Origin of the sequence: Burkholderia sp. CpTa8-5 (assembly GCF_017815045.1) — a bacterium.
GTDB lineage: Bacteria > Pseudomonadota > Gammaproteobacteria > Burkholderiales > Burkholderiaceae > Burkholderia > Burkholderia sola.
The window spans coordinates 18,020-42,314 of record NZ_JAGIQD010000001.1 but is presented as its reverse complement, the minus strand read 5'-3'; the positions used below and the strand labels follow the sequence as shown (position 1 = coordinate 42,314).

At 68.6% G+C, this 24,295-nt stretch carries 21 protein-coding genes; 10 read left to right on the top strand and 11 right to left on the bottom strand.

Annotation, left to right across the window (positions count from 1 at the left end; translation table 11 throughout):
- Positions 1-127 precede the first annotated feature (127 nt).
- Positions 128-1,828: a dihydroxyacetone kinase subunit DhaL gene (dhaL, locus tag J8I35_RS00175; RefSeq protein WP_209924172.1), complete on the top strand. Its 1,701-nt coding sequence runs from the start codon at positions 128-130 to the stop codon at positions 1,826-1,828.
- Positions 1,829-1,847: 19 nt separating this feature from the next.
- Here dhaL and J8I35_RS00170 read toward each other — a convergent pair whose 3' ends face one another.
- The gene (locus J8I35_RS00170) at positions 1,848-2,135 is read right to left on the bottom strand and encodes a DUF1330 domain-containing protein (protein ID WP_209924171.1); all 288 of its coding nucleotides are present in this window, start codon (positions 2,133-2,135) and stop codon (positions 1,848-1,850) included.
- Positions 2,136-2,398: 263 nt separating this feature from the next.
- Here J8I35_RS00170 and J8I35_RS00165 point away from each other — a divergent pair, with 263 nt between their 5' ends.
- Both J8I35_RS00165 and J8I35_RS00160 read left to right on the top strand, forming a co-directional pair.
- Positions 2,399-3,781, top strand: a complete 1,383-nt coding sequence (locus J8I35_RS00165; protein WP_209924170.1) for an MFS transporter — start codon at positions 2,399-2,401, stop codon at positions 3,779-3,781.
- A gap of 307 nt (positions 3,782-4,088) precedes the next feature.
- Entirely contained in the window at positions 4,089-5,021 is a 933-nt protein-coding gene (locus J8I35_RS00160; protein ID WP_209924169.1) for an MBL fold metallo-hydrolase, read from the top strand.
- Between the two features lie 140 nt (positions 5,022-5,161).
- Here J8I35_RS00160 and J8I35_RS00155 read toward each other — a convergent pair whose 3' ends face one another.
- From J8I35_RS00155 to J8I35_RS00120, 8 genes are all read right to left on the bottom strand, one after another.
- On the bottom strand, positions 5,162-6,556 hold the full coding sequence (locus J8I35_RS00155; protein WP_124651809.1) for an aspartate aminotransferase family protein: 1,395 nt from the start codon (positions 6,554-6,556) through the stop codon (positions 5,162-5,164).
- 20 nt (positions 6,557-6,576) lie between these two features.
- Entirely contained in the window at positions 6,577-8,055 is a 1,479-nt protein-coding gene (locus tag J8I35_RS00150; protein WP_209924168.1) for an NAD-dependent succinate-semialdehyde dehydrogenase, read from the bottom strand.
- Positions 8,056-8,176: 121 nt separating this feature from the next.
- A complete protein-coding gene (locus tag J8I35_RS00145; protein ID WP_034208857.1) occupies positions 8,177-8,647 on the bottom strand; it encodes an Lrp/AsnC family transcriptional regulator in 471 nt (156 codons plus the stop codon).
- A 13-nt stretch (positions 8,648-8,660) separates the two neighbouring features.
- Positions 8,661-9,686, bottom strand: a complete 1,026-nt coding sequence (gene doeB, locus J8I35_RS00140; RefSeq protein WP_124651813.1) for a N(2)-acetyl-L-2,4-diaminobutanoate deacetylase DoeB — start codon at positions 9,684-9,686, stop codon at positions 8,661-8,663.
- 4 nt (positions 9,687-9,690) lie between these two features.
- A complete protein-coding gene (doeA, locus tag J8I35_RS00135) occupies positions 9,691-10,899 on the bottom strand; it encodes an ectoine hydrolase DoeA (protein WP_209924167.1) in 1,209 nt (402 codons plus the stop codon).
- Positions 10,900-10,909: 10 nt separating this feature from the next.
- A complete protein-coding gene (locus tag J8I35_RS00130; protein ID WP_089490155.1) occupies positions 10,910-11,914 on the bottom strand; it encodes a cyclodeaminase in 1,005 nt (334 codons plus the stop codon).
- Between the two features lies 1 nt (position 11,915).
- On the bottom strand, positions 11,916-12,887 hold the full coding sequence (gene eutB, locus J8I35_RS00125) for a hydroxyectoine utilization dehydratase EutB (RefSeq protein ID WP_209924166.1): 972 nt from the start codon (positions 12,885-12,887) through the stop codon (positions 11,916-11,918).
- A gap of 107 nt (positions 12,888-12,994) precedes the next feature.
- Positions 12,995-14,407, bottom strand: a complete 1,413-nt coding sequence (locus J8I35_RS00120; protein WP_209924165.1) for a PLP-dependent aminotransferase family protein — start codon at positions 14,405-14,407, stop codon at positions 12,995-12,997.
- 356 nt (positions 14,408-14,763) lie between these two features.
- Between J8I35_RS00120 and J8I35_RS00115 the strand changes: the two genes are divergently transcribed.
- The 6 genes from J8I35_RS00115 to J8I35_RS00090 all read left to right on the top strand — a co-directional run bounded on the left by J8I35_RS00115 (position 14,764) and on the right by J8I35_RS00090 (position 20,675).
- Positions 14,764-15,243 (top strand): MarR family transcriptional regulator, encoded by a 480-nt coding sequence (locus J8I35_RS00115; RefSeq protein WP_209924164.1) that lies wholly within the window; start codon positions 14,764-14,766, stop codon positions 15,241-15,243.
- Complete coding sequence (locus tag J8I35_RS00110; protein WP_209924163.1) at positions 15,240-17,363, top strand: FUSC family protein; 2,124 nt, start codon at positions 15,240-15,242, stop codon at positions 17,361-17,363. Before J8I35_RS00115 ends, J8I35_RS00110 begins: the two co-directional genes overlap by 4 nt.
- A 34-nt stretch (positions 17,364-17,397) precedes the next feature.
- Positions 17,398-17,610, top strand: coding sequence for a DUF1656 domain-containing protein (locus J8I35_RS00105; RefSeq protein ID WP_006481008.1), 213 nt, complete (start codon positions 17,398-17,400; stop codon positions 17,608-17,610).
- Position 17,611: 1 nt separating this feature from the next.
- Positions 17,612-18,589 carry an HlyD family secretion protein gene (locus J8I35_RS00100; protein ID WP_209924162.1) on the top strand — a complete coding sequence of 326 codons (978 nt, stop codon included), beginning with the start codon at positions 17,612-17,614 and terminating at the stop codon, positions 18,587-18,589.
- Positions 18,586-20,082 carry an efflux transporter outer membrane subunit gene (locus J8I35_RS00095; RefSeq protein WP_209924161.1) on the top strand — a complete coding sequence of 499 codons (1,497 nt, stop codon included), beginning with the start codon at positions 18,586-18,588 and terminating at the stop codon, positions 20,080-20,082. The genes J8I35_RS00100 and J8I35_RS00095 overlap by 4 nt, the downstream gene beginning before the upstream one ends.
- A gap of 167 nt (positions 20,083-20,249) precedes the next feature.
- Complete coding sequence (locus J8I35_RS00090; protein ID WP_050015667.1) at positions 20,250-20,675, top strand: TOBE domain-containing protein; 426 nt, start codon at positions 20,250-20,252, stop codon at positions 20,673-20,675.
- Positions 20,676-20,793: 118 nt separating this feature from the next.
- On the opposite strand, the gene J8I35_RS00085 is transcribed toward J8I35_RS00090, so the two are convergent.
- Together J8I35_RS00085 and J8I35_RS00080 are read right to left on the bottom strand one after the other, a co-directional pair.
- On the bottom strand, positions 20,794-21,855 hold the full coding sequence (locus tag J8I35_RS00085; protein WP_209924160.1) for a DMT family transporter: 1,062 nt from the start codon (positions 21,853-21,855) through the stop codon (positions 20,794-20,796).
- A gap of 471 nt (positions 21,856-22,326) precedes the next feature.
- Positions 22,327-23,043: a ProQ/FINO family protein gene (locus J8I35_RS00080; RefSeq protein ID WP_245170035.1), complete on the bottom strand. Its 717-nt coding sequence runs from the start codon at positions 23,041-23,043 to the stop codon at positions 22,327-22,329.
- Between the two features lie 649 nt (positions 23,044-23,692).
- On the opposite strand from J8I35_RS00080, the gene J8I35_RS00075 reads away from it, so the two are divergent.
- Complete coding sequence (locus tag J8I35_RS00075) at positions 23,693-24,277, top strand: DUF2889 domain-containing protein (RefSeq protein ID WP_050015673.1); 585 nt, start codon at positions 23,693-23,695, stop codon at positions 24,275-24,277.
- Positions 24,278-24,295 lie beyond the last annotated feature (18 nt).

The window sequence follows — 24,295 nt, the reverse complement described above, 5'->3', positions numbered from 1 at the left end:
CACCAGGTCGTCGTATACGACCGCCCGTGACCGGCAACAGCACACGCACGATCCTCCGCAACACGAAAGCCGTCCGGCGCCCGTGCGCGTCCGGCCGAGCCCCGTTCACCCGTCCGGAACCGTCGCCATGAAAAAGCTTGTGAACCGCCCGTCCGACGTCGTGCGAGAAATGCTGGAAGGCATCGCGCGGCAATCGCCGCATCTCGCGATCCTCGGCGACGAGCACGTGCTCGTGCGCCAGCCGCTGCCCGAGCCGTCGCAGCGGCCGGTCGCGATCCTGTCAGGCGGCGGCAGCGGCCACGAGCCCGCGCACGGCGGCTATGTCGGCGAAGGGATGCTGAGCGCGACCGTGTGCGGCGAAGTGTTCACGTCGCCGTCGACCGACGCCGTGCTCGCCGCGATCCGCGCGAGCGCCGGCCCGAACGGCGCGCTGCTGATCGTGAAGAACTACACCGGCGACCGGCTCAATTTCGGGCTCGCCGCCGAGCTCGCGCGTGCGGAAGGCATTCCGGTCGAAACCGTCATCGTCGCCGACGACGTATCGCTGCGCGGCCGCGTCGAACGCGGCCAGCGACGCGGGATCGCCGGCACCGTGCTGATCCACAAGCTAGCGGGCGCCGCCGCCGCGCGCGGACTGCCGCTTGCCCGCGTCGCGAGCATCGCGCGCGACGCGGCGGCCGAACTCGGCACGATGGGCGTCGCGCTCGACGGCTGCACGATCCCGGGCGCCGACAAGTCGGGCTTCAGCCTCGCCGATCACGAAATCGAGCTGGGCCTCGGCATCCATGGCGAGAAAGGCGTCGAGCGTCGCGCGCCGTTACCGGCCGACGCGCTGGCCGACACGCTGCTGTCGAGCATCGTCGCCGATCTCGTGCTCGAGCGCGACGAGCGCGTCGCGCTGTTCGTCAACGGCCTCGGCGCGACGCCGGACATGGAACTCGCGATCGTGCTGCGCGCCGCATTCGACAACCTGACCCGGCGCGGCATCGTCGTCGCGCGCGCGTGGGCCGGCACGTTCCTGTCCGCGCTGAACATGCCGGGCTGCTCGATCTCGGTGCTGCGACTGAACGACGAGCGCGCGGCGCTGCTCGACGCGCCGACGCAGGCGCGCGCATGGCCGGGCGGCGGCCTCGTGAACACGCAGATTCGCGTGGCCGCGACCGCGTCGCAGGACGCGCCGCCGCCGCCGCTCGACGCGGCCGGCCGCGCATGGGCCGCGCGCCTGCAACCGGCGCTGCACGCGGTCGCGCAAACGCTGATCGATCACGAGCAGACGTTGACGGATCTCGATGCGGCAGCGGGCGACGGCGATCTCGGCGCGAGCATGCGCCGCGCCGCGCAGGCGATCCTCGAACTGCCCGACACCGCGTACGGTACGCCGTCGGGTGCATTGGCAGCGCTCGGCGCCGCGTTGCGCCGCGCGATCGCCGGCAGCTCCGGGCCGTTCTATGCGACCGCGCTGCTGCGCGCGTCGCGCCGGCTGGCCGATATCGCCGAGCCGTCGCCGCGCGACTGGGCTGCGGCGTTCCGCGCGGCGGTGGATTCGATCGGCGAACTCGGCGGCGCGCAGGCCGGCGACCGGACGATGCTCGATGCGCTGGCGCCGGCCGTCGACGCATTCGGCCGCGCGCTCGACAGCGATCGCGATCCCGCGAGCGCATGGACGGCGGCCGTCGACGCGGCCGAGCGAGGCGCGGAGAAAACGACGCGCATGACGCCGCGCGCGGGACGGGCCAGCTATCTCGGCGAGCGTGCGATCGGCACGCCGGATGGCGGTGCGGTGGCCGTCGCGTACTGGCTGCGCGCGCTGCTGCCGCACGTGCGGTAACGGGCGCGCGCGGCCGCGTTCAGACGCCTTCGACCAGCACCGCGCGATAGCGCGCGCCGTTGAAGCGGTGCCGGACGACCGCCTGGTATTCGGGGCCGTGATACCACGCGTGCGCGGCCTCCTTCGACGGGAACTCGACGATCACGACGCCTTCCGGGCCTTCACCCTCGAGGATTTCCTGCGGCCCATAGGCGGCGAGCACCTTCACCGGATGGCCGGCAAGGGTCGCGCCGACCTGGCTCGAGTAGAGGTCGAGCTCCTGCTGGTTCTGCGTGCTTTCCCGTGTAAAGACGATGTAGGTCGCCACGATATGCGCTCCTGATCAAGGGTGAAAAAAGGGACGCCACGCGCGGCACAGTCCGAGAAATCCCGCGTGGCAGCGCGCAGCTTACCGCCGTTCGCCGACCGGCGCTGCGCCGAGCCGGCCACGGCCTCCGCGGGCCGCCCGCCACGGCGCGGGAAAACCCCGATCTCCACATCGTCCTATGACATCGGGCAGCGCTAATTGGCGGGATTACTTTGATCCTCGTCGGCGCCCGCCCGGGCGCACGCTGATAGCGAGGACCCCTCATGCGATACGTGCCATCGTGGACTTCCGTTTCCGCCGCCGCGTCCGTTCCGGACGAGACGGCTTCCCGCGGCGACGAGCCGCATAGCCTGCCGCGGGTCGCGATCACGGCCGCCGCGCTCGGTAACGCGACCGAATGGTTCGATTACGGCATTTACGCGTACGGCCTCGCGTATATTTCCGCTGCGCTGTTTCCCGGCAACACGGCCAGCGCGACGCTGTTCGCGCTCGGCACGTTCGCGATCTCGTTCCTGATCCGCCCGCTCGGCGGCCTGTTCTGGGGCCCGCTCGGCGACCGGCTCGGCCGCAAGCGCGTGCTCGCGCTGACCGTCCTGACGATGTCGGGCGCCACCTTGCTCGTCGGCGTGCTGCCGAGCTATGCGACGGCCGGCTGGCTCACGCCGGCCGCACTGATCGTGCTGCGCATGGTGCAGGGTTTCTCGACCGGCGGCGAATACGGCGGCGCAGCCACCTTCATCGCCGAATACGCGCCCGATTCGCGGCGCGGCCTGTGCGGCAGCTTCCTCGAATTCGCGACGCTCGCCGGCTTCTCGCTCGGCGCGTTCCTGATGCTCGGCTTCGCGCTGCTGCTCGGCGATTCGGCGATGCATGCATGGGGCTGGCGCCTGCCGTTCCTGGTCGCCGCGCCGCTCGGCCTGATCGGCTTCTACCTGCGCTCGCGCCTCGAGGAAACGCCGGTGTTCCGCGAGCTCGAGGAACAGGCGCACCGCCGCGAGAAAAGCGTCGCCGCCGCGCTGCCGATCCGGCTGCTGCTGGTGCGCTATGCGAAGCCGCTGCTGCTGCTCGGCGGGCTCGTCGTCGCATTGAACGTCGTCAACTACGTGCTGCTCGCGTACATGCCGACTTACATGCACAAGGAACTCGGCGTCAGCGAGAACATGTCGCTGCTGATTCCGTTGATCGGCATGCTCGCGATGATGGTGCTGCTGCCGTTCGCCGGCTGGCTGTCGGATCGCGTCGGTCGCAAGACGATGTGGTGGTTCTCGCTGGTCGGGCTGTTCGTCGCGGCCGTGCCGATGTTCACGCTGATGACGCACGGTCCGCTCGGCGCCTTCATCGGCTTCGCGGTGCTCGGCGTGCTCTACGTGCCGCAGCTCGCCACCATTTCCGCGATGTTCCCGGCGATGTTCCCGACCCACGTCCGGTATGCGGGCATGGCGATCGCGTACAACGTGTCGACGTCGTTGTTCGGCGGCACCGCGCCGATCGTCAACGACTGGCTGATCGGCAAGACCGGCAACGCGCTGATTCCCGCGTACTACATGATGGCCGCCTGTGCGGTCGGGCTGATCGCGCTGCTGGCGGTGATCGAGACGCGCGGGTGTTCGCTGCGCGGCGACACCCTCCCCGGCCAGCCGGGCTGACCCGCGCCCCGGCGGCGCCCGGCTTCCCATAAACGGCATCCACCGCATCGCCCGCCGTCCGGCAACGGATGGCGGGCGATGTGCATTTCGGGCGGCTGAAGCCGCCGCCGGATTGTTGTCGTCCGGACAACACGATGTGCGCACCTACGGCGCTGTCGGCATGTATCGGCCGTCACTACAATCGCTCACACGCTCACCCTCAACCGGAATCCGGGCGAACCGAAGCGCGATCTTCACGATCGCGCTCGCGAACCGCGCTGCGCCGCGCAGGGCGGATTACCTCACTCGACGAACAGGATTACTGAACATGAACGCACCCATCCGCAACGTCCAGCCGGTCATCGAACCCCTGGGCAACGAAGCTTCGGGCGAACTCGTTCCGTCCCGCTACGCCGTGCGCATCGGCGACGTCGATGTCGTGCTGATCAGCGACGGCGTGCTGCCGCTGCCGACTTCCACCATGTCCACCAATGTGAGCGAAGCGGATCGCAACGCATGGTTCGACGGCCGCTTCCTGCAACGCGACATGTTCGACTGGGCGCTCAACATCGCGCTCGTGCGCAGCGCCGATCGCCTGATCCTGATCGATTCGGGCGTGGGCGACGGCTTCGAATACTTCACGCGCGCCGGGCGCTCGGTGATGCGTCTGGAATCGGCCGGCATCGACCTGGCTGCGATCACCGATATCGTGATCACGCACATGCACATGGATCACGTCGGCGGGCTGAACGTCGACGGCGTCAAGGCGAAGCTGCGCCCCGACGTACGCATTCACGTATCGGCCGCGGAAGTGGCGTTCTGGAAAAATCCGGACTTCAGCAAGACGGTGATGCCGGAAACCGTTCCGCCCGCGCTGCGCAAGGCGGCCGCGACGTTCGTGGAACTCTATGGCGAAAACATCGTGCCGTTCGACCGGACCGTGGAAGTCGCGGCGGGCGTGTCGGCGCGGGTGACGGGCGGCCATACGCCGGGCCACTGCGTGGTCGACATCGCATCGAAAGGGGAGAAGCTGACGTTCGCGGGCGACGCGATTTTCGAAGTCAACTTCGACAATCCCGACTGGCAAAACGGCTTCGAACACGATCCGGACGCGGCGGTCGACGTGCGTCTCGCACTGTTCAACGAAGCCGCCGACACCGGCGCGCTGCTGGCCGCGGCCCATGTCGCGTTCCCGTCCATCGGGCACGTTGCGCGGCACGGCGACGGGTTCCGTTTCGTCCCGGTCGTGTGGGATTACTGAGTGACGGCCGGTAGCCGACGCGCGCCGCAGGCGATGCGCTGACGGTTTCCGCGAACCATACCGGCAAAAAAGACGCCGCCGCACTCGCATGCGGCGGCGTCACCTCACGCGCCGGAGCGCGCATCAGCACCGCTTGATAATCAAGCGACGGTCGAAAGATTCCGCTCCGCGACCTCATCCACCGCGTCCTTCACGATCGCGACGATCTCGTCGGCTTCAGCACGCGTCATCACGAGCGGCGGCGCAAACCCGAGAATGTCGCCATGCGGCATCGCCCGCGCGATCACGCCGCGCTGCAACGCGGCAGCCGACACCTGCGCACCGATCTTCAGCGCGGAATCGAACGGCGTGCGCGCGTCCTTGTCGGCCATGAACTCGAGCGCGGCCAGCATGCCGACGCTGCGCACCTCGCCGACGAGCGGATGCGCGCCGAATGCATCGCGCAGCTTCGCGCCGAAATACGCGCCCACTTCCGCAGCGTTGCCAACGAGGTTCTCGCGCTCCAGGATCGCAAGGTTCGCGAGCGCGGCGGCCGCGCACACCGGGTGCCCCGAATACGTCCAGCCATGCCCCATCGGCCCGTGTTCCTGCGAGCCGCGCGCGATCACGTCCCACACCCTCTCGCCGACGATCACGCCCGACAGCGGCGCATACGCGCTCGTCAGCCCCTTCGCGACCGTGATCAGGTCGGGCTCGATCCCGAAGTGCTGCGCGCCCATCTTCGAGCCGAGACGCCCGAACCCGCACACGACTTCGTCCGAGATCAGCAGGATGTCGTGCTTGCGCAGCACGGCCTGGATCGCGGGCCAGTAGCCGGCCGGCGGTTCGATGATGCCGCCCGTGCCCATCACCGGCTCCGCGATGAACGCGGCGACCGTGTCGGCGCCCTCGCGCGCGATCAGCTGCTCGAGTTCGTCGACGCAGTACGCGACGAACTGCGCTTCGTTCATGCCGGCCGGCGCCTTGCGATACCAGTGCGGACACACCGTATGCTTCACGCGGTCGATCGGCAGGTCGAAATGCTGATGGAAGCTCGGCAGGCCCGTGAGGCTGCCCGTCACGATGCCCGAGCCGTGATAGCCGCGCTCGCGCGAGATGATCTTCTTCTTGTTCGGGCGGCCGAGCACGTTGTTGTAGTACCAGACGATCTTGACCTGCGTTTCGTTCGCATCGGAACCCGACATCCCGTAATAGACCTTCTTCATCCCGGCCGGCGACCAGTCGATGATGCGCGACGACAGCTCGATGATCGCGTCCGACGCGTGGCCGACGTACGTGTGGTAGTACGCGAGCTGCTTCGCCTGCTCATGCATCGCGTCGGCCACTTCGGTGCGGCCGTAGCCGATGTTCACGCAGTAGAGGCCGGCGAACGCGTCGATATATTGCTTGCCCTGGTGATCCTCGATGCGGATGCCTTCGCCGCCGCGCACGATCTTGCCCGGCAGCGCGCCGGTCTCGTGGTCGTACGCGTGCGTCGACGGGTGCATGAAGTGGGCGCGGTCCTCGCGCAGCAGTACGTCGATCGATTTTGTCATGATGTGCTCCTTTGAATGGGTCAGGCCGTCGCCGCGACAGGCAGGCCGAGATTGCCGAGGCAGAAGTACTTGGTTTCGGTGAACGGCTCGAAGCCTTCGGCGCCGCCTTCGCGCCCGAGTCCCGACGCCTTCATCCCGCCGAACGGGATCGGCGCGCCGGTGAATTTCACGCCGTTGACCGACACCATCGCGAAATCGAGCCGCCGCACGAGCTGGAAGATCGTGTCGATGCGCGTCGCGCATACGTACGCGGCGAGCCCGTACTCGGTGTCGTTGGCCGTTTCTACCGCTTCGTCGAGCGTGTCGAACGCGCAGACGGCCGAGATCGGCGCGAAGTTTTCCTCGTCGACCACGCGCATGCCCGGCGCGGCATCCGCGATCACGGTCGGCTCGTAGAACCAGCCGCCGAGCGCGTGCGGCCGGCCGCCCGCGACGATGCGCGCGCCGCGTGCCCGCGCATCGTCGACGCGTGCGACGGTCGCGTCGAACGCGGCCTGATGCACCAGCGGACCGACGTCGACGCCTTGCTCGAACGCAGGCCCCGTCTTCAGCACGCGCACCGCGTTCGCATACCGTTCGACGAACGCGTCGTACAGCGGTCGCGCGACGAGAATCCGGTTCGCCGCGCAGCAGTCCTGGCCGGACGTCTGGAACTTCGCGCCGACGGCAATCCGCACCGCCTGGTCGAGATCCGCATCCTCGGTCACGATGAACGGCGCGTTGCCGCCCAGTTCGAGCGCGATCTTGCGGATGCCGGCCTTCGCGGCGGTTTCGGTCACGAGCCGCCCGACCCGCGTCGAGCCGGTGAAGCTGACCGCACGCACACGCGTATCGCCGACCAGCGTTTCCATCGCCATCTGCGGCTCGCCGAGCACCACGTTGAACACGCCGGCCGGGAAGCCGGCCTCGTCGGCGAGCTGCGCGAGCGCGAGCGCCGAGAACGGCGTTTCGTGCGCGGGCTTCACGACCACGGTACAACCGACCGCGATCGCGGCCGCCGCCTTGCGCGTGATCATCGCGGCCGGGAAATTCCACGGCGTGATCAGCGCCGCGACGCCGACCGGTTCCATCACGGTGCCGAGATGCGCGCCGTCGATATGCGTCGGAATCGTGCGGCCCGCGACACGCTTCGCCTCGTTCGCGAACCATTCGACGAAGCTCGCCGCATAGCGGATCTCGCCGCGCGCTTCGGCCAGCGGCTTGCCCTGTTCCAGCGACAGCAGCGCGGCCAGATCGTCGACGTGACGCAGGATCAGCGCATGCCAGCGCAGCAATGCCGCGCTGCGTGCGGCCTGCGGCGTCCAGCGCCAGGTGTCGTACGCGCGCTGCGCGGCGTCGACGGCACCGACGATCTGCGCGCGTTCGAGCATCGGCACGTGGCCGATCACGGCCTGATCGGCGGGGTTCACGACGGCGACCGTCGCGGCACTGTCGCTGTGGATCCAGCGACCATCGACGTAGCAGGTCGACTTGAACAGAACGGGGTGTCCGGGCAGCATGCTGCGTCTCCTGGTTGGTGGGCACGAACTTCATTGTGTCGCGCCCGCGCATGCGGAAATTTCGGTTTGCACGGCGGGAAATGCCGGTTTTTTCCGTATTGCCGCGCGCCGGCGCGAACTTTTACAGCCAGTCCGGCGCGCCGCCGGAGCCGCACTTCACGACCTTCGTCACGATGTACGTGAAGTAGCGCTCGATGCCGAGGTCTTCCATCAGCAACGCATCGATGAAGCGCTGGTAATGGTCGATGTCGCGCGCGACCACGTGCAGCACGTAGTCGACGCCACCGCCCGTCGCATAGCACTGCGCGACTTCGGGCGCGGCGGCCACGCGATCCTCGAAGCGCCGCATGTCGGGCGCGGTGTGCCGCGACAGCGTCACTTCGACGACGATGCGGCTGCCGGAGAACGCGCCGATCCAGTCGACGTCCGCGCGATAGCCGCGGATCACGCCGCTTTCCTCGAGCTTGCGCACGCGCTCCCATGCGGGCGAAATCGACAGGTTCACGGCTTCCGCGAGCTTCGACTTCGTGATGCGCCCGTCGCGCTCGAGCAAGCGCAGGATCGCGAGGTCGTATCGGTCGAGCTTGATCACGTCGTGCGCGTCCTTATACGGCGACCGGGATGTTGCGCTCGACGATGTCGGCGACCACCGCGATCGTGTCGCCCGGTTGCACGATGCCCGGGAAGTGCCGGGCCGCGAGCAGCCCGCGCCGCCGTGCGACGTACTCGATGGGCGTGACGCCCGTGCGGTCGATGTCGTGCACGCGCGCGAGCACGTCGCCGGCCTTGACCTCGCTGCCGAGATCGCGGCACATCTCGAGCAGCCCGTGATGCTCGCTCGTCGTGTAGCAAGAGCCGTCCGGCATGTCGAGCAGCGTCGTCGTACGCGGCGCGTTGCCATCGATGACGTCCTTGGCGATCACGCCCGCATGCGCAAGCAATCCATACACGCCGCGCTCGGCGATCGCGACGCTTGCCGCCGTCGACGTGCCGCCGCCACCGAGCTCGGTCGACACGAACACCTTGCCTGCTTCCTCGGCCGCGCTGTCGTACAGGCCGACGCTGTCGAGTTCCAGCATGCGCATCGAATACGGCGCGCCGAACGCACGCATCGCGCGCTCGCAGCGCGCTTCCTGGTCGCGATCCTGCAGCACGTGAATCGCCGCGAACGGCACGAAGTCGAGCGTGCGCCCGCCCGCGTGAATGTCGAGCACGTGCGTCGCGAGCGGCAGCAGGTGGCGCTGGAAGTAGTCGGCGATCTTCTCGGTCACCGTGCCGTCCGGTCGGCCCGGGAAGCTGCGATTGAGGTTGCCCGCATCGATCGGCGACGTGCGGCAACCGGCGCGGAACGCCGGGTAGTTCATGAACGGCACGACGATCACGCGGCCGGTCACGTCGGCCGCCTTCAGCGAGCCGGCGAGCTTCGACAGCGCGACCGGCCCTTCGTATTCGTCGCCGTGATTGCCGCCGGTCAGCAACACCGTCGGCCCGTCGCCGCGCTTCACGACGGTCACCGGAATCATGATCGCACCCCACGCGGAATCGTCGCGCGAGTAAGGCAGCTTCAGGAAGCCGTGTTGTTCGCCGTCCGCGTCGAAATCGACGGTCGGCGTGATCGGGGAAGCACGCATCGCCCTACTCCTTTACGAACAGCTTGCGCGGTACGTTGCAGAACGTCTCGACGCCGGTCTCGGTGATCAGGATGCTCTCCGTGATCTCCAGCCCCCAGTCGTCGAGCCACAGCCCGGGCATGAAATGGAACGTCATGCCGGGTTCCAGCACCGTCCGGTCGCCCGGGCGCAGGCTCATCGTGCGCTCGCCCCAGTCGGGCGGATAGCTCGCGCCGATCGGGTAGCCGCAGCGGCTGTCCTTGTCGATGCCCGCGCGGCGCAGCACCGCGAAGAACGCGTTCGCGATGTCCTCGCATACGTTGCCGGGCTTCGCGGCCGCGAGCCCGGCCTCGATCCCTTCGACCACCGCGCGCTCGCCTTCGATGAAGTGCGCGGGCGGCTTGCCGAGATAGACGGTGCGCGACAGCGGGCAGTGATAACGGCGGTAGCAACCGGCGATCTCGAAGAACGTGCCGGCGCCGCGCGCGAACGTCGAGTCGTCCCAGGTCAGGTGCGGCGCGGCGGCATCCGCGCCGGTCGGCAGCAGCGGGACGATCGCCGGGTAGTCGCCGCCGAAGCCTCCCGCACCGCCGATCCCGGTCGCATAGATCTGCGCGACCAGGTCGCTTTTCTTCATGCCCGGCTCGATCGTCTCGACGATGTGCGCATGCATCCGCTCGACGATGCGCGCGGCCACGCGCATGTACTCGATCTCGCGCGGCGACTTCACCGCGCGCTGCCAGTTGACGAGCGCGGTCGCATCGACCCAGCGCGCGGCCGGCAGATGCTTCTGCAACGACGCGTATGCCGCTGCGCTGAAGTAGTAGTTGTCGAGTTCGACGCCGATGCGCAGCGCGCTCCAGCCGCGCGCGGCGATGACTTCGGCGGACAGGTAGTCCATCGGGTGGCGCGCGCGCGACTGCACGTAATGATCGGGATAGCCGACGATGTTCTCGTGCGCCATGAACGCGGTGCGCTTCGCGCCGTTCGCGTCCTGGCCGCGGCCGAACCACACGGGTTCGCCGTCCAGCGCGAGCAGTACGCACTGGTGCACGTAGAACGACCAGCCGTCATAGCCGGTGAGCCAGCCCATGTTGGTCGGGTCGGTGACGATCAGCAGGTCGATGCCGGCCCGCTCCATCGCCGCGCGTGTCTTCGCGATGCGCGCGGCATATTCGCTGCGCGCGAACGCGAGCCGCGGCGCGGCTGTCTGGGTTTCGATGACTGCGGACATCTGTCTCCTCTCAAGTCGTGAGGTCGTTGTGAAAAATCGTGCCCACTTCCGCCGCGCGGGCGCGTTGCAGCGCGAGCACGGCAATCGCGGTGTCCTGCGCGCCGGTGCCGGTCAGGTCGCAGATCGTGATGTCGTCGCGATGCGTGCGGCCGTCTCGGCGGCCGGCGATCACTTCGCCGAGTTCGGGAAACACCGCGTCGGCTGCAACGGCGCCGGCCGCGATCGCATGCGCGAGCTCGCCGGCCACGCGGGTCTGCCGCAGCCGGTCGCAGAAATAGCGCGCGGCGCCGAATACCGACGGCGCGAGTTCGGTCTTGTAATCCGCATCCGAACCCATCGCCGTCACGTGCAGCCCGGGGTGCAGATCTTCCGCGTGCACGAGCGGCGCACGGCTCGGCGTGGTCGTCACCGCGATGTCCGCGTCGGCGAGCGCCGCGTGCACCGAGCGCGCGACGACCGCGTCGATCCCGTGCGCGGCACGCACGTCGGCCGCGAATCGCGCGGCACGTTCGGCATCGCGCGCCCACACCGTCACGTGCGTGATGTCGCGCACGAGCATCAGCGCGGCAAGCTGCAACCGCGCCTGTTCGCCCGCGCCGACGATCGCCGCGCGGCGCGCATCGGCGCGCGCGAGCCGGCGCGCGGCCACGGCGCCGGCGGCCGCGGTGCGCACGGCTGTCAAGTAACCGTTGTCGAGCAGCACGGCCTCGGTCAGGCCGGTGCGCGCGGACAGCACGAGCATTAGCCCGTTCAGGCTCGGCAGCCCGAGCGACGGGTTGTCGAAGAAACCGGGGCTGACCTTGATCGCAAAGCTGTCGAAGCGCGGCAGGTACGCCGTCTTCACGTCCACTTCGGCGTGGCGCTCGGGCAGCGCAAGATTCAGGATCGGCGGCATCACGACGGCGTCGGTCGCGAGCGACGCGAACGCGGCCTCGACCTGGTCGATCGCGGCAAGATCGAGTGGCACCAGCGCACGCAGTTGCGCGTGGCCAAGCAACGTGACGGGATGGGCCATGTCAGTTCTCCGAAACGAGCCTGCGATGCACGGCCATGTCGATGTTCGCGCCGCTCACGACGACCACGATCGGGCCGCTGCGATCGCGGCGTGCGATCCGTTCATCCAGCAGGGCGGCGAGGCCGACCGCGCCGGCGCCTTCGACGACGAGCCGCTCTTCCCGATACGCATGCGCGATGCCGCGCGCGATCGACGGCTCGTCGAGCAGCACGACGTCGTCGGCCAGCGCGCGCGTCATGTCGAACGTGTAGCGGTTGTCGAGGCCGATGCCGCCGCCGAGCGAATCGGCCAGCGTCGGCTGTTCGGCGACGTCGACCGGGCGACCGGCCGCGAGGCTCGCGTGCATCGCGGCGCCGCACGCCATCGATACGCCGATCATCTCGATCGGTGGCCGGATCGCCTTCGCGGCAAACGCGACGCCGCTGAACAGGCCGCCGCCCGACAGCGGCACGACCAGCGTCGCCGTATCGGGCAGCGCTTCGAGTATCTCGACGCCGATCGTCGCCTGGCCCGCGATGATGCGCGGATCGTCGAACGGCGGCACGTATGCATAACCTTCGTCGCGCACCAGCCGCCGCGCTTCCACCTGCGCGTCGTCCTGGCTGTCGCCGACGATCACCACGCGCGCGCCGAGCGCCGCGACCGCCTCGACCTTGTTGTCCGGCACGAGCGACGACATGCAGACGGCCGCATCGATGCCGAGCGCGCGTGCCGCATGCGCGACCGCGCGGCCATGATTCCCGGTCGATGCGGTGACCACGCGCGTCACGCGCTGCGCCGCAAGTTCCGCTAGCGCGTTGGTCGCGCCGCGCAGCTTGAAGCTGCCGGTCGGCTGCAGCGTTTCGAGCTTCAGGTAGACCGGGGCGCCGACACGCGCGGACAGCGCGGCGGACGCGACGAGCGGCGTACCGTCGGCGCGCCCGGCGAGACGGCGGCGCGCGCGGTAGACGTCGGACAGCGACAGGGAAGACATGGAACGCGCGCCTCGCGACGAATGTGATGCGATCCAGTCTAATGTTCCAAATCGCGCTTTCGAATGTCCTGATACATTGCGCGCGATGTCGCGGCAGCGCCGCCGGTTCAGTGGAAGTCGTTCAGGTGCGGATACTGTTCGAACACACCCGCGATCGTCTCGAGCGCTGCATTGCACGCCGCATCGGAGGTTTCGGCGCCGATGCACACGCGCACCGCGTTCGGTCGCTCCGTGCCGCCGACGAGAAACGGATCGGATGACGTCACCGCGATCTTGCGCGTGCGCAGTTCACGCACGATCCGCTCGGCTTGCCAGTAGTCGGGCACGCGCAGCCATGCCGACAGCGCGTTGGGATGCGCACCGAGCACATACGGCCCCAGTGCGGCCCGCACCATCTGCTGACGCACGGCGAGCCGCTGGCGCTGCAGTTCGACGAGCCGCCGCGCGGTGTCGTCGACGATCCAGCGCGTCGCGATTTCGGCGATCGGCGACGTCGCCATCCAGCTGCTCACGCGCAGCACGCTCTCGACGCGCAACGCGAGCCGTCGCGGCATCGCGAGATAGCCGGTGCGCAACCCCGTCAGTACCGATTTCGTCATGCTCGTGCAGTAGAAGCCGAGCTCCGGAATCAGGCTGGCGATCGGCGTGCCCGTCTTCTCGAGCAGCGGACCGTACACGTCGTCCTCGATCACGTATACGCCGTAACGCGTCGCGATGCGCGCGATCGAGCGGCGCCGCGAATCGGTCATCAGCGACACGGTCGGGTTATTGAGGGTCGGCGTGCAGACGAGCGCGCTGATCCGCTCGCCATCGCACATCTCCTCGAAATGTTCGGGACGGATGCCGTGCTCGTCCATCTCGAGCCCTTTCAGCGTAAACCCGAGCACGTTCGCGGAGCCGATCACGCCGTGATCGGTCAGGCTCTCGCACAACACGGTGTCGCCCGGCCCGACGATCGACGCGAGCGCGAGAAAGATCCCGTGCGCCGCGCCGTTCGTCACCAGCAGCGATTCGCGGTGCACCGGCATGTTCAGCGACGCGAGCCAAGCCGCGCCGGCGTCGCGATGCGCATCGAGGCCGGCGATCGGCCGGAACGAACGGATCCACGGCTGATCGTCGGTGCCGGCCAGCGCCGTGCACACGCTGCGCCATGCCGCGTCGTGCTCCGGCGTGTGCACGATGCGGGCGATCGAGAAGTCGACGAGTTCGCGCTCGGTCGTATCGAGGATGTAGTTCGACATCGATTCGGTCACGCGCGCGGCCACGAAGCTGCCGCGGCCAACCTCGCAGCGGATCAGCCCCTGACGCTCCAGCTCCTTGTACGCGTTGGTGACGGTCTGCACGCTGACACCGAGGCTCGACGCGACGTCGCGCTGCGGCGCGAGCCGCGCGCCCGGCGCGAGCGCGCCGTTCTCGATGTCGCTGGCGATCGCCTTCACGAGCCGCTTGTATTTCGACTCGATGCCGTGCACCGCGCCGAGCGCGTCGCGCCAGCCTGCCGATACCTCGGTCCGTCCCATCTCGATGTCTCCGTCGTGGCTTCCGCATGGTCGCTCAGAAAGACCCCCCGAAAATATTGTCCTAGTGCAATCGCGTTCGAAAGCAGGACGTCGTGGGCGAATCGCGCGGTGCAATCGGCGTGCCCGAGCGACCGCGGCCCACACATTTTCCGATCGGTCGAAAGTCGCGGGCTACCTACCCGCCCAGCGGGCGGCGCGCGGGCTTGGAATTTGCTTCACATGCACGGCCGTGCTCGTGTGGTCGAATAGTGGTCGTCTGACAATTCAATATCGTCGCCGCGCCCCATGCGACGTGTCATCCCGGCGACGAAAACGATAGTTTGCTATCGAATGTTTTTGCCCCTATCATCTCGCCCATGACCAATCTGCACGACCTCCGCCTCGCCGTCAGCAGCCTGCTCGTGCTCACCGCGCGCAAGTGGCGCCGCACCAGCGACGGCGTGCTGACCGCGTACAACGTATCCGAGGCCTGCGCGACGCCGCTCTTGATCGCCGGGCGTCTCGGCGAAGGCGTGCGGCAAGGCACGCTCGCCGAGCACGTGGGCATCGAAGGGCCGTCGCTGGTGCGCCTGCTCGACCAGCTGTGCGCGGCCGGCCTCGCACGCCGCGACGAGGATCCGCACGATCGCCGCGCGAAAACGATCTCGCTGACGGCCGCCGGCCGCGCGGTCACCGCGAAGATGGAGGAAGACCTGCGCGCGCTGCGCGCCCAGGTGCTCAAGGGCGTGTCGCGCGCCGATCTCGAAGCGACGCTGCGCGTGCTGAACGCGTTCAACGCCGCCGACGCGCATCCTCCGGCGTCGCCCCCGTCCCACCCCGCCGATTCCGCGTCATGACCTATCCGAGCCTTCGCGACTGGCTGTTCTCGGGCAAGACGTTCGCCGCGTCGATGCTGGCGCTGTACCTCGGCCTGTATTTCCAGTTGCCGCGCCCGTACTGGGCGATGGCGAGCGTCTACATCGTGTCGAACCCGTTCGTCGGCGCGACGCGCTCGAAGGCGCTGTACCGCGCGCTCGGCACCGCGCTCGGCGCGGCCGCCGCGATCTTCTTCGTGCCGCCGTTCGTCGAGACGCCGCTCCTGTTCAGCACCATCGTCGCGACCTGGTGCGGCACGCTGCTGTACCTCGCGATCTCGGATCGCACCGCGCGCAGCTACGTGTTCATGCTAGCCGGCTATACGATGCCGCTGGTCGCGCTGCCGACCGTCACCGATCCGTCCACGATATTCGACGTTGCGATCGCGCGCACCGAGGAAATCGTGCTCGGCATCGTGTGCGCGAGCGTGGTCGGCAGCGCCGTGTTCCCGAACCGGCTCGCGCCGACGCTGATCGAGCGCACCGACGCGTGGTTCAAGGACGCCGCGTTCTACGGGCGCGAAACGCTGTCCGGGCACCTGGCCGGCAAGGCGCTGTCCGCATGCAGGCAGCGGCTCGCCGCGACGATCACCGGCCTCGAATTCCTGCTGAGCCAGCTGGGCTACGACCATGCGCATCCGCGCGTGCTTGCGCGCGCGCAGGCGCTCGCGGGCCGGATGCAGCTGTTCCTGCCGCTGATGTCGTCGCTCGCCGATCCGCTGATCGCGCTGATGCGCGACCTGCACGTGCGCCCGCCCGCGCTCGACGCGCTGCTGGCCGACGCCGCGAAATGGTTCGACGCGCCGCTGCCGGCCGTGAAGACCGGTTCCGACGGCGATATGGCGCACGATCCGGTCGCGGACGACCTGCGCGCGCGCATCGCCGCGCTGCAGCCGCCCGACAGCGCGCTGGCGAGCTGGGACGGCGCGTTGCTGTCGAATGCGCTGTGGCGGCTGCGCCAGGTCATCGACATCTGGCAGGACTGCCGCTCGCTGCGCGCGCTGATCGCGAACGAGTCGGGCGTGTGGCAGCCGCGCTACCGGCACTGGCGGCTCGGCGGCACCGAGCGCTTCTTCGATCGCGGGATGATGCTGTTCTCGACGCTGACCGTCGTGTTCGCGATCGTGTTCGCGTGCTGGCTGTGGATCTCGTCCGGCTGGCACGACGGCGCGGCCGCCGTCACGCTCGTGGCCGTGTCGTGCAGCTTCTTCGCCGCGCTCGACGAGCCCGCGCCGCTGGTGTTCAAGTTCTTCCTGTCGACCGCCGCGAGCGTCGTGTTCGCGGGCCTGTATCTGTTCGTCGTGCTGCCGCACGTGCACGATTTCGCGATGCTCGTGCTGATGTTCGCGGGGCCGTTCATCCTGATCGGCACGCTGCTGCCGCGCCCGCAGTTCAACATGGTGACGATGCTCGTCGCGGTCAACACGGCCACCTTCATCAGCATCCAGAGCGCGTACGAGGCCGATTTCTTCGTGTTCCTGAACAGTAATCTCGCGGGCGTCGCCGGGCTGCTGTTCGCGTACGTGTGGACGCGCGCGACGCGGCCGTTCGGCGCGGAACTCGCGGTACGGCGCCTGCTACGCTCGGGCTGGGAGGACGTCGCGCGCTCCGCGTCGACGCAACCGCTCGACGATCAGCGCAACCACGCATCGCGGATGCTCGATCGCGTCACGCAACTGCTGCCGCGCCTCGGTGCGTCCGACGACCACCGCCACCCGTCGATCGAAAGCTTCCGCGACCTGCGCATCGCGCTGAACGCGCTCGACCTGCGTCGCTCGCGGCGCCGGCTGTCGGGCGACGTGCCCGACGCGATCGATCGCGTGCTGGCCGGCGTCACCGATCACTACGCGCGCTGCGCGGCCGCGAACGCGCGCCAGCCCGCGCCGCCCGCCCTGCTCGCGACGATCGACGACGCGCTGCGGCGCGTGGCCAGCCGCAACCTGCCGGGCGCCGCGCCGGCCGACGGCACCGCCGCGCCCGCGGCGCCGGTCACGCACCGCCGGCTGCGCGACACGCTGCATGCGCTTGTCGGCCTGCGCCTGTCGCTGTATCCGGCCGCGGCCGCGCAAGCGCCACAGACGCCGGACGGAGCACGCGCATGAGCCGGCTTTCCACCTTGTCCTTCCGACCGCGACCATGATCGGCGAAATCGATATCTTCGGCGTGTTCGTGCCGGCCCCGCTCGTACTGATGTTGATCGCGTACCTGATCAACATCGTCGTGCGCGCAGTGCTCGAGCGCGTCGGCTTCTACCGCCTCGTCTGGCACCGTTCGATCTTCGACCTCGGCATCTACGTGTTCGTGCTGGCCGCCGTCGTGATCGTGTCCCACCAACTCGTGGCTACCTAACGTGAAAAAAACCTGGCTCTCGGCAGGGCAAGTCCTGCTCACCCTGATCGTCGTCGTCGTGGCCGGCCTCGTGCTGTGGCGCATCATCAACTACTACATGTTCTCGCCGTGGACGCGCGACGGGCACGTGCGGGCCGACGTGATCCAGGTCGCGCCGGACGTGTCGGGCCTCATCACGTCGGTGCAGGTCGCCGACAACCAGGAGGTCAAGCGTGGCCAGGTGCTGTTCGTGATCGACCAGGCGCGCTACGCGCTCGCGGAACGGCTCGCCGAAGCGACGCTCGCGCAGCGCCGCGCGACGCTGGCGCAGGCGAAGCGCGAATACGCGCGCAACCTGCAGCTCGGCAACCTGGTCGCGAGCGAACAGGTCGAGGAAAGCCGCACGCGCGTCGAGCAAGGCGAAGCCAGCGTCGCCGATGCGCAGGTGTCGCTCGACACCGCGAAGCTGAACCTGCAGCGCACGACGATCGTCAGTCCCGTGGACGGCTACCTGAACGACCGCGCCCCGCGCGTCGGCGAATACGTGCCGGCCGGCCGCGCGGTGCTGTCGGTCGTCGACCGCAACTCGTTCCGCGTCGACGGCTACTTCGAGGAAACCAAACTGCGCGGCATCCATATCGGCCAGCCGGTCGACATCATCGTGATGGGCGAGCCACATGCGCTGCGCGGCCACGTGCAGAGCATCGTCGCCGCGATCGAGGATCGCGACCGCACGCAGGGCGCGAACCTGCTGCCGAACGTGAACCCGGCGTTCAGCTGGGTGCGGCTCGCGCAGCGCGTGCCGGTGCGCGTCGTGCTCGACGAGGTGCCCGACGATTTCCGGATGATCGCGGGCCGTACCGCGACCGTATCGATGCGCGGCGCCGACACGCACCGCAACGACGACGCGAAGCCGGTGGGCACCGGCACCACATCGGCGGCCGCGCCGGTTTCGGCTACGTCAGGTACGGCCGCCAGCGCCGCGGGAGCCTCGCAATGAAGCGGCATGGTCTGCGCGTCGCGGCGACGCTCGCCCCGCTTGCGCTCGCACTCGGTGCGTGCAAGTCGGTCGGCCCCGACTACATGCTGCCGCAACAGGCGTACGTCAACGCGCCGCTCGCGAACCATGCGCTCGACGACGCGAACGGCACGCTGGTGTCGCGCGACGCGGTGCCCGGCAACTGGTGGCAACTGTACGACGACCCGGTACTCAATGGGCTCGTGCGCGATGCGCTGAAGTCGAACACCGACCTGCGCGTCGCCGCGGCGAACCTCGCCCGCTCGCGCGCGGCGCTGGTGGTCGCGAACGAACAGGGCGGCTTCTCCGGCAAAGCCGAGGCAGCCGTGCAGCGCGCGCAGGAATCGGCCGAGCAATACCTGCTCGAAAACAAGCTGCCGGTCGTCAACGAAGGCACGGTCGGCATCAACGTGTCATACGAGCTCGACCTGTTCGGCAAGCTGCGGCGCGGCGTCGAAGCCGCGCGCGCGGACAGCGAGGCCGTCAAGGCGGCCGGCGACCTCGCGCGCATCACGGTCGTGGCCGACGTCGTACGCGCGTATGTCGAAGCGTGCTCGGCCGGCGACGAACTGGCGATCGCGAAGCAGTCGCTCGCGCTGCAGCAACAGCGCGTCGCGCTGTCGCAGCGGCTGCGCGACGCGGGGCGCGGCAACCAGACCGACGTGACGCGCGGCGTGACGCAGGTGCGCACGCTGTCCGCCGACATTCCGCGCTTCGAAGGCCGCCGCAAGATCGCGCAGTACCAGCTCGCCGCGCTGCTCGCGCGCGCGCCGGCCGACCTGCCGAAAGCCGCCGCCGAATGCGAACGCCTGCCGAAACTGCGTCGGCCGATTCCGATCGGCGACGGCGCCGCGCTGCTGCGCCGCCGCCCCGACGTGCGCGAAGCCGAGCGGCAGCTCGCCGCCGCGACCGCGCGGATCGGCGTGGCAACCGCCGCGCTGTATCCGTCGGTCAGCATCGGTGCGTCGGCCGGTTCGGTCGGCGTCGCCGCCGACCTGTTCTCGTCCACCACGAATCGCTGGTCGTTCGGACCGCTGATCAGCTGGTCGTTCCCCGTGAACGGCCAGCGTGCGCGCGTGCGTGAAGCCGAAGCCGCGACGGGCGGCGCACTCGCGCACTTCGACGGGGTCGTGCTGAACGCGCTGCGCGAAACGCAGTCGAGCCTCGCGACCTATGCAGCCGACGTGCAACGCACGGATGCGCTGCGCACCGCGTACGAATCGGCCCGCAGTTCCGCCGCCGAAACGCATCGTCTCTATGCGGCCGGCCGCGAATCGTTCATCGCCGATCTCGACGCGACGCGCACGTTGACGAGCGTGCGGGCGCAGGTCGCGGCGGCCGAAGGGCAGGTCGCGGCCGACCAGGTGCGGCTCTTCCTCGCGCTCGGCGGCGGTTGGGACGGCGACGGTGCGGCAGCCGCCGCGAACGCCGGCTCCGCGGCCGCGGCACCCGCGGCCGGCCCGTCGGCGCCGTAGCGACATCGGCTATATCGCATGCGTGACGACACGCCCCGCGGCAACGGGTTGGACTGATTCGCGCGATGGCACTCGCAGGGCCGGCGTTGACGGTACACTGGCCGATGCATTTCCAATCACCTTTTGCCGCAGCCGGCTCTGCCGCGGCAACCACCCGGAGAGTCATCATGCGAACGAGCGCCCGCAACCAATTCGCCGGCGAGATCAGCGCCGTCAAGCCCGGTGCCGTCAACGACGAAATCACGCTGCGCACGCAGGACGGCCTCGAGATCGTCGCCGTGATCACCCATGGCAGCGCGGCGTCGCTGGGCCTCGCGGCCGGCACGAACGCGTTCGCGCTCGTCAAGGCGTCGTCGGTCATCGTGATGGTCGACGTCGACAGCAGCAAGGTGTCGGCTCGCAACTGCGTCGCGGGTACCGTCGCGTCGGTCGCGAAGGGCGCGGTCAATTCGGAGGTCGTGATCAAGGCGGCGAGCGGTGCGGAAATCGTCGCGATCGTCACCAACGACAGCGTCGATCGTCTCGGGCTCGCGAGCGGCGCCGCCGCATCCGCGGTCTTCAAGGCATCGAGCGTGATCGTCGGCGTCGAGTGATCGCGTGACGATCGCACGCAATGTGCGGGCAACCAGCATTCCGGAACCAACGATCGGCTGTTAGCGTTCCCATAAACGGCCACCTTGCAATGCGCAGCGCCCGTCGCTCACGACGCGGTCAGTGTCGATGCCGGTGATGAATATCCGGAAAATGCGCATGACTGTGCGTGATCGGCAGATGCACGTGCGGATGCGTGTGCGGTTCATCGCCGTCATACGGGAAGTCGTGCGCGTGCTGGTGATGGTCGTCGTGCCGATGCCGATGCGTATGCTCGAGCCGCTCGTGCGCATGCGTGTGTTCGTGCCGTTCGCGCACGTGCAGCCAGATGCCGATCGCCATCAGCGCGGCCGCGATCCAGAACGTCGCGGGCGGCAACGCGGGCCAGATCAGCAGCGACAGCACGACCCCGAACAGCGGGGCAATCGAAAAGTACGCGCCGGTGCGCGCGCTGCCCAGATGACGCAGCGCGACGACGAACAGCACGAGGCTGATCCCGTAGCCGCCGAGCCCCGTCAGCATCGCCTCCGCCGTGACCGGTATCGCAGGTAGCGTCGCGCCGGTCGCCAGTGCGATGCCGATGTTCACCGGCCCCGCGATCAGCCCTTTCACGCACGCGATCACCATCGCGTCGTTGGCGGCCACCTTGCGGGTCAGGTTGTTGTCGATCGCCCAGCACAGGCATGCGCCGACGATCAGCAGCGCGCCGACCGGCACGCCGGCCCGGCCCGGCGTCCACGACAATAGCGTGCCGCCGGCGACGATCGCCACCATGCCGAGAAATATCTGCGTATCCACGTTCTCGCGAAACACGACCCACGCAATCACGGCCGTCAGCACGCCCTCGAGATTGAGCAGCAGCGCGCTCGTCGCCGCCGGCGTGCTCGATAGGCCGAGCATCAACAGAGCCGGGCCAGCCACGCCGCCCGCCGCGATCGCCCCGGCCAGCCACGGCAGATCGGCGCGCTGCAACGGCGCGGCGTCCGCGGCCGGTGCGTGACGGCCGTGCCAGCCGCGCAGCAGCATCCCGATGCCGAGTCCGACGCCACTGCCGAGATAGAAGAGGCCAGCGACCATGAACGGCGACATCGCGCCGATCAGCGCCTTGGCGAGCGGTGTCGCGGCGCCGAACAGCGCGGCAGCGGCGAGCGCGACGAAAATCGCGGAACGTCTCGGGTTCATGGTCCGGGTTGAGTTGGCGTTAACGACGCTGGGCGTGGCTTTGGGTCGACGCGGGCTTGCCGTACTTTTCAAAAGACGGGTTGTATCCCGGCGCTCGGCTTGCCCACGGCCTGGCGATCCAGTCGTGATTATCGCGCGCAATTTTTATCGCGACGAGCAGGCGGGATCGCTCACGCGTCGATCGACGCGTTTCGCTTCATCATTTCGTAACGCGAATTATCTGGTCGGCCCGCCAATTACTCAGGGATGCGAATTATCTGAACGCAAGCGGAACAATCAAGATCTCGCGCGTGTCGAGCCCGATCGACGAATGTGAGTCGTCCGGTCGCGTTGTCTGTTCGACGGGGAGGAGATGGACCGGCAGGTTCAGTGCCGGTAGAGGCAGTCCCGACCTGCGTCTGTCGACGCCGGTCGGTCTGTCGTGTCATGCGCCGCCGCGGCTTGCAGCGGGTACGCGGCGCGCGATGTGGATTACTCGTTGCCGGCCGCTTGCTGTTCGACCTGCGGTGCGGCGCCGGTCTGCACCTTCGCTTCCGCTTCGACCTGCGGCGCGGCATCGGTCTGCACCTTCGCTTCGGCTTCGGCTTGCGCCGGTTGCAGTGCAGCAGCGACCTCGGCCTGCTGCTCGGCCTTCGGCTGCTGCGGCGCACCCTTGGCCGATTGTGCCGCGCCCTTGCCGCCGGGGCGACGAGCCTTCAGACGGCGCGCACGCGCCGCGTCGTCGTGCGTCACGCGCCCGGCTTCGTTACCCTGCAGGTCGACGCGCACCGCGTCTTCGACGAGGCAGGACCAGTAGCGGTTGCCGCGGCACCACGTCGACATTGCCTCACGCAATTCCGCTTCGCTGAGGCCCACGGCCTGCGCTTCGCGGGCGAGATCGTCCCAGATGCCAACCTTGAGCGGCACTTTAGGGGCCGGATTCTTCGGGAACGCGCGCGGAAACTTCCGCTGCAGTTTGCCGATCGCGACGATGACCGGATCGACCGGCGCCGACGGCTTCGTCGGAGCAGGCTTCGCCCGCTGCTGCGCCTTCGCGCCGGCGCCCGGCTTGGCGCCGCGGGACGGCTGGTCGCCGGACTTCGGCTTCGCGCCGGCGTCCGTCGGCGCCGCCGGCCGCTTCGCGTTGCGCTCCTGCTTGGCCTTCGCTGCGAGCTGCGCCCGCAATTCGGCAAGTTGTTCAAAACCCATAAATTCAATCCACCAGGAATATAAGGTGTGGTTCGTGCGGCCATGCCGCGCGGCGCAAAAGCATCGCCGCCATGCGTGCGGCCGGCCTGCCGCCGGTGCGGAACACTACGGGGCCGCATCGCGCACGCCACTCTGTTTTCAGGCACCCGGCCTCGATGCCGGACAAGGCAGGAGTGGAAGTATACCGGTACGCGGGACGGTCGGTTGACTCGCCGGTCCGCATTTGCCCGAGCCGCGGCGCCGAAAATGCGTCCGCGTGGTCGTGTTGCGCATTATATGGATACGTTTCCGGATGTCACGCCATTCGCGGCCCGGCCGGAAATCGGGCCGGGCGGACGCTCGACTGAATATGCGATCTTCCGCGCGACAGCCGTCGAACAGCGTCGTGCCGCGTCCGCAAAGCGTTGCATTGCATGGCCCCCGACGTCGCCCGACACGCCCGCCCGACCCTCGCTTGCGCCGGCATCGGCGGCCGATTGGTTGCGTCCGCATCGAACGCGTCGCGGACGAAAATATCGGAAAGTGCGTAGTATGGCCGAATCGACTTCGTTGGCAGCACGTCCCGCCGGCTTTTCACCGTACGCCCGATCGGCCGTGCGCGATCCCGTTGCCTGCGAAAAGACCCGGTTTCAAGAGACGGAGCGGATGCATGGTTTCCCAAGACGACACCCCGCACGACGGCATCACGCGCGACGAGATCCACCATCGGCAGATCGACATGCGCGGCTATCGGCGCAGCGACGGCCTGTTCGAAGTAACGGCCTGCCTCGCGGACCGCAAGACCAGCGATTTCACGCCGCCCGGCGGTGCGCGGACGGTCGCGGCGCTGACGCCGCTCCACGAGCTTGGCGTGACGCTCGTCTTCGACGTCGACATGGTCGTGCGCGCCGTATCCACGTTCATCCGTTCGCATCCGTATGCGCAATGTCCGGGCGGCGGCGACTCGCTGCAGGCGCTCGTCGGATTGACCATCGGCGCGGGCTGGAACAGCGAGGTTCGCAAGCGCCTGCCGTCTTGCGATACGTGCACGCACCTGAAGGAATTGCTCGGCCCGATCGCGACGACGGCCTATCAGACGATGGTCGGCATGCGGCGATCGTCGCTCGATTACCGCGACAGCGAAGGCAAGCCGCTCAAGATCGACAGTTGCTACGCGTACGGCGCATCGCGCGATCTCGTCAAACGTCTTTGGCCCGAACATCACCGGCCTTCGGGCACTGCGAAGGGCGGCTGAAGCCCCGGCACGCGGCGG

What these genes read in the sequence shown, in the direction of transcription:
- J8I35_RS00130 (WP_089490155.1), bottom strand. Translation starts at nt 11,914, where the DNA reads ATGGCCCATCCCGTCACGTTGCTTGGCCACGCGCAACTGCGTGCGCTG.
- J8I35_RS00165 (WP_209924170.1), top strand. Translation starts at nt 2,399, where the DNA reads ATGCGATACGTGCCATCGTGGACTTCCGTTTCCGCCGCCGCGTCCGTT.
- J8I35_RS00120 (WP_209924165.1), bottom strand. Translation starts at nt 14,407, where the DNA reads ATGGGACGGACCGAGGTATCGGCAGGCTGGCGCGACGCGCTCGGCGCG.
- eutB (WP_209924166.1), bottom strand. Translation starts at nt 12,887, where the DNA reads ATGTCTTCCCTGTCGCTGTCCGACGTCTACCGCGCGCGCCGCCGTCTC.
- J8I35_RS00105 (WP_006481008.1), top strand. Translation starts at nt 17,398, where the DNA reads ATGATCGGCGAAATCGATATCTTCGGCGTGTTCGTGCCGGCCCCGCTC.
- doeB (WP_124651813.1), bottom strand. Translation starts at nt 9,686, where the DNA reads ATGCGTGCTTCCCCGATCACGCCGACCGTCGATTTCGACGCGGACGGC.
- J8I35_RS00085 (WP_209924160.1), bottom strand. Translation starts at nt 21,855, where the DNA reads ATGAACCCGAGACGTTCCGCGATTTTCGTCGCGCTCGCCGCTGCCGCG.
- J8I35_RS00075 (WP_050015673.1), top strand. Translation starts at nt 23,693, where the DNA reads ATGGTTTCCCAAGACGACACCCCGCACGACGGCATCACGCGCGACGAG.
- J8I35_RS00095 (WP_209924161.1), top strand. Translation starts at nt 18,586, where the DNA reads ATGAAGCGGCATGGTCTGCGCGTCGCGGCGACGCTCGCCCCGCTTGCG.
- doeA (WP_209924167.1), bottom strand. Translation starts at nt 10,899, where the DNA reads ATGTCCGCAGTCATCGAAACCCAGACAGCCGCGCCGCGGCTCGCGTTC.
- J8I35_RS00155 (WP_124651809.1), bottom strand. Translation starts at nt 6,556, where the DNA reads ATGACAAAATCGATCGACGTACTGCTGCGCGAGGACCGCGCCCACTTC.
- J8I35_RS00090 (WP_050015667.1), top strand. Translation starts at nt 20,250, where the DNA reads ATGCGAACGAGCGCCCGCAACCAATTCGCCGGCGAGATCAGCGCCGTC.
- J8I35_RS00110 (WP_209924163.1), top strand. Translation starts at nt 15,240, where the DNA reads ATGACCTATCCGAGCCTTCGCGACTGGCTGTTCTCGGGCAAGACGTTC.
- J8I35_RS00080 (WP_245170035.1), bottom strand. Translation starts at nt 23,043, where the DNA reads ATGGGTTTTGAACAACTTGCCGAATTGCGGGCGCAGCTCGCAGCGAAG.
- J8I35_RS00160 (WP_209924169.1), top strand. Translation starts at nt 4,089, where the DNA reads ATGAACGCACCCATCCGCAACGTCCAGCCGGTCATCGAACCCCTGGGC.
- dhaL (WP_209924172.1), top strand. Translation starts at nt 128, where the DNA reads ATGAAAAAGCTTGTGAACCGCCCGTCCGACGTCGTGCGAGAAATGCTG.
- J8I35_RS00150 (WP_209924168.1), bottom strand. Translation starts at nt 8,055, where the DNA reads ATGCTGCCCGGACACCCCGTTCTGTTCAAGTCGACCTGCTACGTCGAT.
- J8I35_RS00115 (WP_209924164.1), top strand. Translation starts at nt 14,764, where the DNA reads ATGACCAATCTGCACGACCTCCGCCTCGCCGTCAGCAGCCTGCTCGTG.